At 70.6% G+C, this 11,839-nt stretch carries 12 protein-coding genes and 1 pseudogene; 7 read left to right on the top strand and 6 right to left on the bottom strand.

Annotated elements, in window-relative coordinates; translation table 11 throughout:
* Positions 1 to 206: 206 nt before the first annotated feature.
* Complete coding sequence (locus ACTFTM_RS20825) at positions 207 to 908, bottom strand: TetR/AcrR family transcriptional regulator (protein ID WP_449562157.1); 702 nt, start codon at positions 906 to 908, stop codon at positions 207 to 209.
* Positions 909 to 994: 86 nt separating this feature from the next.
* On the opposite strand from ACTFTM_RS20825, the gene ACTFTM_RS20820 reads away from it, so the two are divergent.
* Both ACTFTM_RS20820 and ACTFTM_RS20815 read left to right on the top strand, forming a co-directional pair.
* On the top strand, positions 995 to 1,873 hold the full coding sequence (locus ACTFTM_RS20820) for an aldo/keto reductase (RefSeq protein ID WP_449562156.1): 879 nt from the start codon (positions 995 to 997) through the stop codon (positions 1,871 to 1,873).
* Between the two features lie 41 nt (positions 1,874 to 1,914).
* A pseudogene (locus tag ACTFTM_RS20815) lies at positions 1,915 to 2,010 on the top strand (IS5/IS1182 family transposase); the annotation flags it as partial.
* On the opposite strand, the gene ACTFTM_RS20810 reads toward ACTFTM_RS20815, so the two are convergent.
* A complete protein-coding gene (locus ACTFTM_RS20810) occupies positions 1,988 to 2,620 on the bottom strand; it encodes a TetR/AcrR family transcriptional regulator (protein WP_449562155.1) in 633 nt (210 codons plus the stop codon). The pseudogene ACTFTM_RS20815 and the gene ACTFTM_RS20810 sit on opposite strands and share 23 nt — an antisense overlap.
* A 151-nt stretch (positions 2,621 to 2,771) precedes the next feature.
* Between ACTFTM_RS20810 and ACTFTM_RS20805 the strand changes: the two genes are divergently transcribed.
* From ACTFTM_RS20805 to ACTFTM_RS20795, 3 genes are all read left to right on the top strand, one after another.
* Positions 2,772 to 3,431, top strand: coding sequence for a hypothetical protein (locus ACTFTM_RS20805; RefSeq protein ID WP_449562154.1), 660 nt, complete (start codon positions 2,772 to 2,774; stop codon positions 3,429 to 3,431).
* Position 3,432: 1 nt separating this feature from the next.
* Positions 3,433 to 4,854: a dihydrolipoyl dehydrogenase family protein gene (locus tag ACTFTM_RS20800; RefSeq protein WP_449562153.1), complete on the top strand. Its 1,422-nt coding sequence runs from the start codon at positions 3,433 to 3,435 to the stop codon at positions 4,852 to 4,854.
* Between the two features lie 121 nt (positions 4,855 to 4,975).
* On the top strand, positions 4,976 to 5,368 hold the full coding sequence (locus tag ACTFTM_RS20795; protein ID WP_449562152.1) for a nuclear transport factor 2 family protein: 393 nt from the start codon (positions 4,976 to 4,978) through the stop codon (positions 5,366 to 5,368).
* Positions 5,369 to 5,381: 13 nt separating this feature from the next.
* On the opposite strand, the gene ACTFTM_RS20790 is transcribed toward ACTFTM_RS20795, so the two are convergent.
* Positions 5,382 to 6,161: an FkbM family methyltransferase gene (locus tag ACTFTM_RS20790; RefSeq protein WP_449562151.1), complete on the bottom strand. Its 780-nt coding sequence runs from the start codon at positions 6,159 to 6,161 to the stop codon at positions 5,382 to 5,384.
* A gap of 162 nt (positions 6,162 to 6,323) precedes the next feature.
* Entirely contained in the window at positions 6,324 to 6,764 is a 441-nt protein-coding gene (locus ACTFTM_RS20785) for a MerR family transcriptional regulator (protein WP_449562150.1), read from the bottom strand.
* Between the two features lie 78 nt (positions 6,765 to 6,842).
* Between ACTFTM_RS20785 and ACTFTM_RS20780 the strand changes: the two genes are divergently transcribed.
* Together ACTFTM_RS20780 and ACTFTM_RS20775 are read left to right on the top strand one after the other, a co-directional pair.
* Positions 6,843 to 7,790: an NAD(P)/FAD-dependent oxidoreductase gene (locus ACTFTM_RS20780; protein ID WP_449562149.1), complete on the top strand. Its 948-nt coding sequence runs from the start codon at positions 6,843 to 6,845 to the stop codon at positions 7,788 to 7,790.
* A 5-nt stretch (positions 7,791 to 7,795) separates the two neighbouring features.
* Entirely contained in the window at positions 7,796 to 9,295 is a 1,500-nt protein-coding gene (locus tag ACTFTM_RS20775; RefSeq protein WP_449562148.1) for an MDR family MFS transporter, read from the top strand.
* A gap of 150 nt (positions 9,296 to 9,445) precedes the next feature.
* Here the strand turns inward: ACTFTM_RS20775 and ACTFTM_RS20770 are convergent, their stop codons facing one another.
* Both ACTFTM_RS20770 and ACTFTM_RS20765 read right to left on the bottom strand, forming a co-directional pair.
* Positions 9,446 to 10,507 (bottom strand): LLM class flavin-dependent oxidoreductase, encoded by a 1,062-nt coding sequence (locus tag ACTFTM_RS20770; RefSeq protein WP_449562147.1) that lies wholly within the window; start codon positions 10,505 to 10,507, stop codon positions 9,446 to 9,448.
* Positions 10,508 to 10,568: 61 nt separating this feature from the next.
* The gene (locus tag ACTFTM_RS20765; protein WP_449562146.1) at positions 10,569 to 11,804 is read right to left on the bottom strand and encodes a vanadium-dependent haloperoxidase; all 1,236 of its coding nucleotides are present in this window, start codon (positions 11,802 to 11,804) and stop codon (positions 10,569 to 10,571) included.
* Positions 11,805 to 11,839: the final 35 nt, after the last annotated feature.

Here is an 11,839-nt window from a genome sequence, read left to right as displayed (position 1 = left end):
GAATGGCCGGGCTGAGTCTGGTTGCCGCCGCGCTGGCCCTGGTCGCGCTCCTCGACGCCTGGCGCAGCCGGGGATGGTCGCTGGGGGTTCCGTCCCTCGCCGACCGGTCGGGCGACATCCGGCGAGCGCGAGGCCGGCGCCGGACCGCACGCGGCCGCGCGGACGAGGCCGTGCCGGCAAATGGCCTTCGATGGGTCCGGCTCGTCCTAGTGGGCTAGACGCTGGAGCCAGTCCTGCAGGAGTGCGGTCTCGACGGGGCGGAGCGGGACGGCAGCTGGATCCGTCCCGCCGAGGGTGGCATCGAGCGCGAGGGCGCGAGCGGCGAGGGTGGAGTCCGGGGCTGGGCTCGTGTCGGTGGTCAGGGCGTCGATGAGTGCTTCCCGCATGCGCGATGAGACCTCCGGGTCGCGTTCGCTCTCGGGGGTGCCGATCAGGGAGAGCGTGGTGCCGGTTACCGCTGCCAGCGTGAGGTGGGCGGCAAGGACGGGCGGCACCCGTAGGCGGCCGTTGGAGGCGGCGCGGCCGAGGAACGTCATGAGGAGTTCCTGAGCCTCCCGCGCGGCAGGCGGCCGCCTGCCGGGGCGATCGGTGCCGTACATCAGCAGGTAGAAGGCGGGATGTTTCAGGCCGAAGTCGACATGCATGTCCCATCCGCGGCGTATGTCGTCGACCGGGTTGCCGCTCGACGACAAGGTGTGCTTCTGCGCCAGGTAAAGGTCGAAGGCGTGGATGGCCAGCGCCGAAAGGAGCCCGTCCTTGTCGCCGAAGAGCTGGTACAGGGAGGCGGCGCGGATGCCCGCCGCCGCTGCGACGGCGCGGGTGGAGAGCCCCTGGGCGCCCTCCCGTTCCAGGAGCTCGGCTGCGACTTCCAGGATCTGCCGGCGACTGCGGGTCTTCGCATCATCCACGGTTGCAATGTTACGGCATAAGGCGTATCACTGGTTCGGCCAGCGATACGAGAATTACCGTAGCAGTGATACGGCAGGAGAGATCGATGAATCGTGTGGGATACGGCGCCATGCAGCTTGCGGGCCCCAAGGTCTGGGGATTCCCGGACGACCCGGAGGCGGCGCGGCGGGTTTTGCGCCTGGCTGTCGAGCTGGGCGTGACCTTCTTCGACACCGCGAACGCCTACGGGCCACGAACGGTGAACCAGCTGATCGGGCAGGCGCTGGGACCGATCCCCGAGGGCGTGATCGTGGGCAACAAGGTCGGCGCAGAGCGCGGCCCGGACAAGTCCTGGGTCGTCGACGGTCGCCCGGAGACGGTCCGGCGGCAGGTTCACGAGGCCCTTACCGACCTGGGAACGGACGCGAGCGAGCTGACCTACCTCCGACTCGTCGGCGACACCCCCGGCGCGCACCAGGACGTACCGCTGGAGGAGTCGCTCGGCGCGCTCGTCCAGCTGCGAGACCAGGGGCTGATCCGCCGCATCGGCCTGTCCGGCGCGTCCCCGCAGGTGCTGGCCCGCGCCCAGCAGGTGACCCCCATCGCGGCGGTGCAGAACCGCTTCAACCTGCTTGACCGCAGCGGCGTCCAGGTCCTCGCCGACTGCGAGACCCAGGGCGTCCTCTTCATCCCCTACTTCCCGCTGGCCGCCGGACGGCTCAGCGGCCACCAAGAGCTGACCGGCCCAGCAGAGCGCCTGGGTGCCACACCGGCCCAGATCGCACTGGCCTGGCTGCTGCGCCGTTCGCCCTCCATCGTCGTCATCCCCGGCACGAGCAGTACCGACCACCTGCGGTCCAACATCGCAGCTGCCGACGTTGCCGAACAATTGACCGACACCGAGGTCGCGCGCCTGACCGGACTCGTCGACGAGTCGCAAGCAGTCCTCGGCCAGCCCACGCCCTCCGCTCACGGCCACCGCTGAAGGGGCCCCGGGATTGCCGCTATCGGCCTCTGCTGCGCCAGGGCTCCCGTGGGGGCCGCCCGCCCGCCTTGGACGCGCAGGCGTACGAGCAGCGCAACGTCGTGGAACGCTGCTTCAACCGGCTCGAACGGTTCCGCCGTCGCCACCCGCTTCGGTCGACCGGCCTTCGGCAGTGATCCGGAGAAGTCCCTCCACGCCGCGGAGGAAGGTCTCGGACACCAACGCGGGGTCGAAGAGGCATCCGGCTGCCATGGCGCCGTCGCGAAGCATGACGAAGTGACGCGCTGCGGACTCTGCCGTCTCCTCCTCGACCTGTGCCATCAGCGTGGTGAGCGTGTCCAGGAACCACTGCCGGTGGGCGATGATCTCCTGACGCACGGGATGTCCCGTGTCGGGATACTCCGCCGCGGCGTTCAGAAACGCGCATCCGCGGAACCCCGGCGACTGGATGCGCTCAGCGATGGAGTTGGCGATGGCCAGAAGGGGGGCGACCGGCCGTGAATTGGTGGTGATGACCGCGTCGACCGCGCCGCGATCCATCGCATGGATTTCCCGCAGGTAGGCGAGGATGAGGTCGTCCTTGCTGGGGAAGTGCCGGTAGAAGGTGGCCCGGGTCACCTTCGCCTCGGCGATGATCCGGTCGACGCCGACGGAATGGATGCCCTCCGAGTAGAAGATCCTGGTGGCTGTGGCAAGGAGCCGTTGGCGCGCCTCGGAGGGCCGGGCACCGTGTGCTGTGGTCGCCATACCGCCATCGTAGCGGACAGAACGTTCGGTCTGAGGGACGTGACTGGTCCCTGAGCTCGACACCGCCAGTCGGTGGCGAGGGGGTGGAAAGCGGCGCCGGGGCAGATTGATCGCGCCCGCGTCGGCGGGTGGGCCGCCATGGCCCTTCGAGATGGATAGAACGTTCGGTCTTGACGATGGAGGCGCGGCCTGTCATGCTGGACAAGACAGAACGATCGGTCTCTCTAGCCCCTCGCTGAAAGGGTCACCCGTGACCACCATTGCTGCTTCGCCCGGCATCTCCCAGACCGCGCACGCACTGCGGCGGCTGTACTTCGTCCGCTTCGCGTTCGCCATCGTGTGGGCACTCGTGACGATCGCCACCGCCAAGGAGATCGGTCCGCTCGCGGTGACGCTGTTCGTGCTCTACCCGCTGTTCGACGTAGGCGCCGCCATCTACGACCTTCGTTCCTCGCGCGCCACGGGCTCGCCGACTCTGCTGTACGTGAACATCGCGGTAAGCCTGATCACGGCCGTCGGCGTGGGTGTCGCAGCCGCCTCCGGCATCCCCGCCGTTCTGCGCGTGTGGGGCGCGTGGGCGATCGTCGCCGGTCTGGTCCAGTTGATCGTCGGTGTCACCCGTCTGAAGATGGGCGGCCAGTGGCCGATGATCATCAGCGGCGGCATCTCGGTTCTGGCCGGTGGGTCCTTCATCGTGGGCGCGGCCGCGGATCACCCGTCGCTGACCAACGCGGCCGGCTACGCCATTCCCGGCGCCATCTTCTTCCTCATCGCGGCCATCCGTCTCGGCCGTACCGCCAAGGGCAACTGACATGACCGCCATCGAGTACGACGTCGTTGTGATCGGTGCCGGTCCGGTCGGGGAGAACGTCGCCGATCGGGTCGTCCGGGGCGGGCTGACCGCCGCGATCGTCGAGCGGGAGCTGGTCGGCGGCGAATGCTCGTACTGGGCCTGCATGCCGACCAAGGCGTTGCTGCGCAGCGCGTCCGCGTTGCGGGCGGCTCGTCAACTGCCGGGTGCACGGGAGGCGGCGACGGGAGACCTGGACGCGGCTGCGGTGCTCAGCCGGCGGGACTCCTTCGCGTCGCACTGGCAGGACGACGGTCAGGTTTCGTGGCTGGCATCGGCTGGCATCGCGCTGCACCGCGGTCAGGGGCGGATCAGTTCCGCCCGCGTCGTCGAGGTGACCGGCGTCGACGGCGTCACCACGACGCTGACCGCGCGGCACGCCGTGGTCGTCGCGACCGGCAGCAGTGCCCTGTTGCCGGACATCCCAGGGCTGCGCGAGGCGGCGCCCTGGTCCAGCCGCGAGGCCGCTTCGGCCAGTTCGGTTCCCCGTCGGCTCGCCGTCATCGGTGGTGGCGTCGTGGCCGCCGAGATGGCGACAGCGTTCGCCGCCCTGGGGTCTGCTGTGACGGTGCTGGCCCGCGACGGCCTGTTGCCGTCGGCGGAGCCGTTCGCCGGCGAACTGGTCACCGAGTCGTTGCGCGATGCCGGTGTGTCCGTACACCTCGGCGCGGAGGCCGTCGGCGTCAACCGCGACGACAGCGGAACCGTCCACATCGCGACCGCCGGCGGCGAGCGGATCGAAGCTGATGAGGTGCTGGTGGCCATCGGTCGTACGCCGAACACTCAGGACATCGGCCTCGACCGGGTCGGACTGGCGCCGGGTGCCTGGCTGGCGGTCGACGACACCTTGCGCGTCGTCGGCGGCGGCGAGTGGCTCTATGCGGCGGGTGACGTGAACCGGCGGGTGCTGCTGACCCATCAGGGCAAGTACCAGGCGCGGGCGGTGGGTGACGTCATTGTGGCCCGGGCGAAGGGTGCGAAGGTCGAGGACGGCCGGTGGGGCCGGCACGTGGCGACGGCCGACGAACGTGCGGTGCCGCAGGTGGTCTTCACCGACCCGGAAATCGCGTCGGTGGGCTTGACCGCGACTGCGGCCGAGGCTGCGGGCCTGCGGATCCGGGTCGTTGACTACGACCTGGGCGCCGTCGCCGGTGCCGCTCTGCACGCTGACGGCTACAAGGGGCACGCCCGGATGGTCGTCGACGAGGACCGGAAGGTGATCGTCGGCTTGACCCTTGCCGGTCCGGACGTGGCGGAGCTGCTCCACGCCGCGACGATCGCCATCGTCGGTGAGGTTCCGCTGGACCGGTTGTGGCATGCGGTTCCGGCGTACCCGACCGTCAGTGAGGTGTGGTTGCGGCTGTTGGAGACATACGGCCGCTGACGGTGCGCCGAGCGCTCGTCCCGGCGCGCAGTTCGCGCCGGGACGAGGGCTGCCGTCCACTGCCCACGGACGGCCCGAACGCCGAGCAGAGCGACGGTGGCGGAGCCCGTACCCTGGGGTGGTGATCGACTTTCGTGCGGCGGTCGAAGCGGGCGACCTCGACGCCATCGAGGCCGCCCTGGCGGACAACGTGGTGTTTCGCAGCCCGGTGGCGTTCAAGCCCTATCCGGGTAAGGCGATCACCGCTGCGATCCTGCGGGGCGTGCTGCGGGTGTTCGAGGACTTTCGGTACGTCCGTGAGCTGAGCGGCGAGGGCGGTCACGATCACGCGTTGGTGTTCGAGGCGCGGATCGGTGACGTCGCTGTCGAGGGTTGTGATTTCCTGCGCCTGGATGAGAGCGGCCTGGTCGATGAGTTCACGGTCATGGTTCGTCCGCTGTCCGCCGCGCAGGCGTTGGCCGCCGCGATGGCCGCTCAATTCGAGCAGATCCAACGCGAGGCGGCCACCGGCTAGCTGAAGGGCCGGGTCAGGCGGGTTGGGCGCGGGCGTAGACGTCGCCCGAATTGACCTCGTGGGGGAGTGCCCGCAGGTACGCCGCCACCTCGTCCGCCGGAACCCAGCCATTGAGTGCGAACGCCATCTCGTCACCGAGCGCCACGGTGAACCTGGTGAAGCCCAGGCGGGTGAGCCGGTCCAGGCAGTGCGCGGCCAGGTCCCGTTCGATGGTGGTGAACTCGAAGGACAGCGCGGGCAGGGGGCGACTCAACCCGGCCAGCACCGCGTCCTCGAACCCCTCCACGTCGATCTTGACGAAGTCCGGTGCGCCGTGCGTCGCGACCAGGGTGTCGAGCGTGGTCCCGGCCACCTCGATCTCGACGTCCCAGATCTCGTCCTCCCAGCCGCCGGCCCCGCCGGCGGCCCGCAGGAAATCCGCCGACACCGTGGAGATCGTCGGGTTCGCCGAGTTGACGTGCAGCCGCACCGGCCCGGTACGCGCCCCGCACGCCGCCTCCACCACGGTCACCCGGTCGTCGTCCGCGTAGAGGGCGCGCAGGGCCCGGGTGCAGAGCGGTTGCGGCTCGACGGCCACCACTCGGGCGCCCAGCCGCCGGAAGCTGCCGAGCCGGTCGCCCACGTGCGCGCCGACGTCGAAGACCAGGTCCCCGGGCCGAACAAGGGGCGCGTAGAACGCGTCCATCGCGGCCTCGCGGGCCGGGTCGCCGTAGTACGCCTCGAGGGAGCGGCGCAATCCGGACAGTGTCGGGTCCGCCTTGAGTGCATCCACCGTTCCGGGGTCGTCGCCCACTGGTCTGACCGTAGTCGCGTCCAGGGCAATGCGAGGGTGATTCGTGTCCACTGGGCGGGCACCCCTGGATACCCAGCCTCCTAGGACGGCCTAGACGGGGTGCGTGGTGCCACCCGCGCACCGGCAGTGGCGAGGCGGCACAGTCGATCGGCATTCGGGCGCTCAGCCCTGACGACCGCCGGTCATTCCGATCGGCACCGCCTGGAGGCTCGCCTCCGCGAGATGACGGAACGCGTGGCACTGGGTGAAGTCGTCCGCCTCGCATTCGAGGGCGTGCTCGATCAACTCCTTGGCCTCGACCGTCTCCCGAATCCGCCGTTCCAGCTCGGCGTGATGCTCGGCCAGCAGACTTCGCCGCATGGCGCCGTTCGGGGCGGCCAGCACCGCACGGAGCTGATCCAGCCTGAGCCCGGCGGACTTGCCGCGCAGGATCAGCGTCACCCGAGCGATGTGCTCGTGGTGGTAGAGGCGTCGACCGTTCATCCGGGCAGCCGGGGTGAGCAGCCCGATCGACTCCCAGTGCCGGAGCACGTGGGTGGCCAACCCGAACCTCTCGGCCAGCTGCCCGATGGTCATCATCTTCGGCGTGCCACTTGACTTCATGTTGACATGAAATTGAAGAGTAGGAGGGCAGTCAAGCCGACAAGCGGGAACAACGCCGTCGTACGAGGAGGACACGCTGTGTTCGATGTGATCGTGATCGGTGGTGGACCGGCGGGTCTTTCCGCCGCGCTGTGCCTCGGCAGGACACACCGCAGCACGCTCGTTCTCGACACCGACGAGGGGCGCAACGCCCCGGCGCAGAACGTCCACAACTTCTTCACCCAGGACGGCACGCCGCCGACCGAGATCCGGCGCATCGGCGCCGAGCAGCTAGGGCATTACCCGAGCGTACGGCTGCGGGTGGCCGAGGTCTCGGGGGTCGAGCGGGACGGAGCCGAGACTTTCGCCGTCACCCTCGCCGGCGGACAGATCGAACACGGGCGACGACTGCTGCTGGCCACCGGGCTCGCCGACGGTCTGCCCGCTCTCGACGGCATCGCGCCGCTGTGGGGACGCTCCGCGTTCCACTGCCCCTACTGCCACGGGTACGAGATCAGCGGTCGACCCATCGCCGTGGTCGGAGCCACCCCGGACCGGGTGCGGCTGGCCGTGCACCTGAGCCGCTTCACCGACGACGTCGTCCTCTGCACCGGCGGTCCGGCCGAGTGGACGGCGCCGATCACCGGCGCTCTGGAGAGGGCCGGTGTCGAGGTCCGCACCGAACGGGTCACCGCCGTGCGCGCGGACGGCTCGGACCTGCGCGCCATCCGGTTCGAGACCGGTCCGGAGCTGGAGCGGTCGGCAATGTTCATCAAGACCTCTCTGCGGCAGCGGTCTCCGATCGCCGCGCAACTCGGCTGCGCGATCTTCCCCGATGACACGGTCGAGGTGAACGAATTCGGTCAGACCAGCGTTCCCGGCGTCTACGCCGCAGGCGACATGGCCCGGCGTTCCACCGTCCCGGTGCCGGTCTCCGCGGTGATCGTCGCGGCGGCCAGCGGCACGATCGCCGCCGGCATCATCGACCAGGACCTGCTCGGCGTCGACTTCGACCTGCCCAACCCGTTCGCCAACGCCCGGAGCTGATCACCGTGACCCGAGAAGAGATCGCGTCGACTCCGAGTGCCACGCCGGGTGAGCAGGACGCCGGAGCCGGCCACAGCAATGTTCCGCTGGCCGTGATCGGTCTCGCGCTCGGCATCCTGGTCTCGGTGCTGGACCAGACGGTGGTGTCGATCGCCCTGCCCACCATCGCCGCCGACCTCGGCGGAATCGACAACATCAGTTGGGTGGTCACCGCGTACGTGCTGGCGTCCACGGCCACTGGCACCCTGTACGGCCGGCTCAGCGACCGGTTCGGCCGCCGAGGCACGTTTCTGGTCGCGATGCTCGTCTTCACCGTGGCGTCCGCGCTCTGCGCGTTGGCCGACACCATGGGCCAGTTGATCCTGTACCGCGCCGTGCAGGGAGTGGGCGCCGGCGCGCTGTTCGCGATCCCCACCATCGCGCTCTCCGAGCTGGTGAGGCCGGAGAGCCGAGGACGGATGCAGGGCGCGGTCGGTTCTCTCTTCGCCCTCGCCAGCCTGGCCGGTCCGCTGGTCGGCGGCGCGCTCACGGATGCGGCCGGATGGCGGTGGATCTTCTACGTCAACCTGCCACTGGGCGTGCTGTCGATGCTGCTGGTGGCCTTCGCTCTGCGGCTGCCCCGGCCGACCAGCCGGCCGAGCATCGACGTCCTGGGTTCGGCGCTCCTGATCGGTGCCGTCGTGGCGCTGCTGTTGACCACCGAATGGGGCGGACGTAGCTACGACTGGCTGTCCGGCCCGATCCTGAGCCTGGCCGTCGGCACGGTGGCGCTGTTCGCGCTGTTCGTCTTCTGGGAGCGGCGGGCGGCATCTCCGGTCGTGCCGATGCGCCTGTTCAGCAACCCGAGCGTCCGGCTCATCCTGCCTGCCACGGCCGTGCTCGGCGCGCTGCTCTACGGGTCGATCGTCTTCCTGCCGACCTACCTGCGGAGCGCGTTCGACATCAGCGCCACCGTGGCCGGGCTCGGCATCAACCCGTACATGCTGACCTTTGTGGTGGCCTCGCTCCTCTCGGGGAGCCGGGTCAGCGCCAACGGCAACGCACGTCCGTTCCTGATCGCCGGACCGATCGCCATCGCCGCCGGCTTCGGGCTGCTGAGCCTGCTCGACGCCGACAGCACCTACGGCATGGTCGCTGTCGCGCTGCTCGTCATGGGTGTCGGCGTCGGCCTCATCATGCAGCTGCTCGTCACGGTCGCGCAGAACGCCGTACAGCCCGCGGACCTTGCTGCCACCTCGGCGGCGATCCTCTCCATCCGAGGTCTCGGCATGTCCCTCGGCGTGGCGCTCTTCGGCAACCTGCTCAGCCGCCAACTCGGCCCGGACGCGCAGGCGGGCCCGGAAGTGGCCGACGCCATCCCCGACGTGATGGTGTGGGGCATCCCGCTGGCGTTGCTGCTGTTCGCGCTGACCGTGGCGGTGCCGGCCAGGACGCTTGGCAGCAAGTCCGCGCCGGCCGACGCCGTATCCGCCGAGGCCGGCGCGGACGTCCCGGCCCGTGGCTGACTCGTACGGCCGTCGGTTGTGCCATCCCCGAACTGCCCGCGGCGACCCCCGCTCGTCGCGGCGCGATGGGGTTCGCGAGCAATCCAGGTGACCGGCCCGACCGGGGGAGCCATCGGGCATGGGCGACCGGATGGTCCCCACCCCGCAGCCTCAGCGGCGCAGCAGTGGCAGCAGTTGGTCGCCCTGGCGGGTGATTTCGCGACGGTAGGGCGTGTCGGAGAGTACGAAGTGGGTGATGCCGAGCCGCTGGTATCTGCGCAGCGAGTTCGCCACGTCCTCGGCGGAGCCGACCAGCCAGGTGGTGCCCGCTCCGCCGCCACCGAATCTGCCCGGGGTGGTGTAGAGGTTGTCGTCGAGGACCTCCCCGCGTGCGGCGAGGTCGAGCAGCCGGCGCTGACCGACGGCGCTCTGCCAGTTCCGGTTGCGCGCGGCGCCTGTGCCCTTGGCCATGTCGGCGACCTTGGCTTCGGCATCGGCCCAGGCCTGTTCGGTGGTGTCCCGCACCAGTGTCGTGACCCGCAGCCCGAATTCCAGCGGCGCGTGCTGGCGTCCCAGCTTCTCGCTGAGCTTCGTGAGTCGCTCGATCCGCTCGGCCACGCCGTCGAGTGGCTCGCCCCAGAAGAGTTGGACGTCGGCCTCGGTGGCGGCCACCTCCTCGGCGGCGGGGGAGGCGCCGCCGAAGTAGAGCCGGGGGTGTTGGCGTTCGCCGCGGACGACCGGTCGGAGCGCCAGGGTGGCGTCGGCGACGGCGAAGTGCTCGCCCTGGTAGGTGACGCTCTCCTCGGTCCACAGCCTGCGGACGATCTGGAGGAATTCCTTCGTACGGGCGTAGCGGTGGGCCGGATCGCTCTCGCTGTCGCCGTACGCGGCCAGGTCGTCCTTGCCCGAGACGATGTTGATCAGAGTCCGGCCCCCGCTGAGGTGGTCGAGGGTCGCGGCGGCGGAGGCGAAGTTGGCGGGCCGCCAGTAGCCGGGTCGGATCGCGATCAGCGGCTGGAACGTGGTCGTCCGGGCGGCGAGCGCGGTGGCCACGGTGAAGGTGTCGGGTCGGCCCCAGCCGGTCCCGATGAGCGCGCCGCCCCACCCGTGCTCCTCGAGAGCCCGGGCGTGGTTGGTGAGGGTGTCCAGGCTGTTGTGGTTGTCGATCAGGTCGTCGCCGCGGTGGCCGGGCTCGACCTGGTTCGGGATGTACCAGAGGAATTCGAGGCTCATCAGTGGGTCTCCCCGGTTCGGGGGCGGAGCGGCGAGAGCCGCCCCGCCCCGATGGGTCCGGTCAGCGGAACAGCCGTGGTGCGTTGCGCAGCGTGTGCGCGGCCACGTCGCGGCCGAGCCGGACGCCGACCTCGTCCGCGGTACGGGTGTGGATGCCCGACCACACCCGGGCGTCGACGTTCTCCCTGGTAGGTCGCTGCCAGTCGCGGTAGGTCCGGGTGGCGCCGGGCTGGCTCGGGCTGGTGATGGTGTACGGCTCCCGGGCCTGCGGGCCCAGCAGGGCGGTGAGCACCTGCTCGGCGGCGCCGGAGTAGGTGTTGTGCCCGCTCGGGTAGTCGGGATGCGCCGGCGTGGTGTGCAGCGGCGTCCAGGCCGGGTCGCCGTCCGCGTCGGCCCGGATGGCGGTGACCGGTCGCCAGCGGAGGTGGGCGTACTTGGCGTCGGAGGTCGCGATCTGGGTGTCGACGAGTGCGACGTGGAAGATGGCCACGAGGCTCGCCCGCCCGGCGACCGGCCCGGTGGACTGCGCGAGCGCGGCGCGCAGGATCGCGGTGTAGAGGGTCAGTGAGGAGCCGAGCCAGAAGGTCGCCGTGTCGGTCTGCTGCGGTGTGCGTACGGCGCTGTCCACCGCCCCGTACGCCCGGACCTCGGCGAGGTCCGCCCGGTAGCGCTCCGAGCCCAGGGCGGGCGGTGGCCCGGGCCGGTACCGGTCCGCGCGGTCGAGCAGGAACGGCCGGGCGAAGCGGGTTCCGGCCTGCTGTGCGGGGGAGAAGCTCGGTGGGGTGGGCTGCCAGCTACCCGGGCCCGGTGCGGGGTTCGGGTACGCCGGGTTGACCGACGCGGGGTCGAGTCCGTCGCCCGTCCGCTGGGCCAGCAGCCTGTGTGCTTCGGCGCGGCCTGTGGCCACGCCCCGGTCCTTGGCCCGCCCGTCCGGGATCCGGTCCAGTGTGGTCCGCAGTGCCGTGTCGAGCGGGTCGGCACCGCCGGGTATCAGGGTGCTCAGCGACGTGTGCACGGCGGACGCGAGCGCGGCGTCGCGGTAGTGGCCGGGGTTTCCGGTGGGCGTGGTGCGGGTGGCGCGGGCGGCGGCGAGCCAACTGATCGCCCACGCGCGGCTGTTGGTGACCTGCGGCAGTGTGCTGGTCGCGACGGCGGCGGCGGTGGCGTCGTACCACTGGAGAACAGTGTCGGTCGTGGTGGTGGCGGCGGCCGGCGCGGCGGGCAGGCCGGCGACCAGGACGGCGGCGGCGGTCATCGCCACAGCACGGCGCCAGCCGCGGCGGCTCGACAGGGTCATGATGCGGTGGCTCCTCGCGTGGGGTGGGTGAAACG

The sequence above is a fragment of the Micromonospora sp. RB23 genome (genome assembly GCF_053585025.1).
The sequence above is the reverse complement of the archived record's forward strand: the minus strand, read 5'-3'. Positions and strand labels throughout refer to the sequence as shown.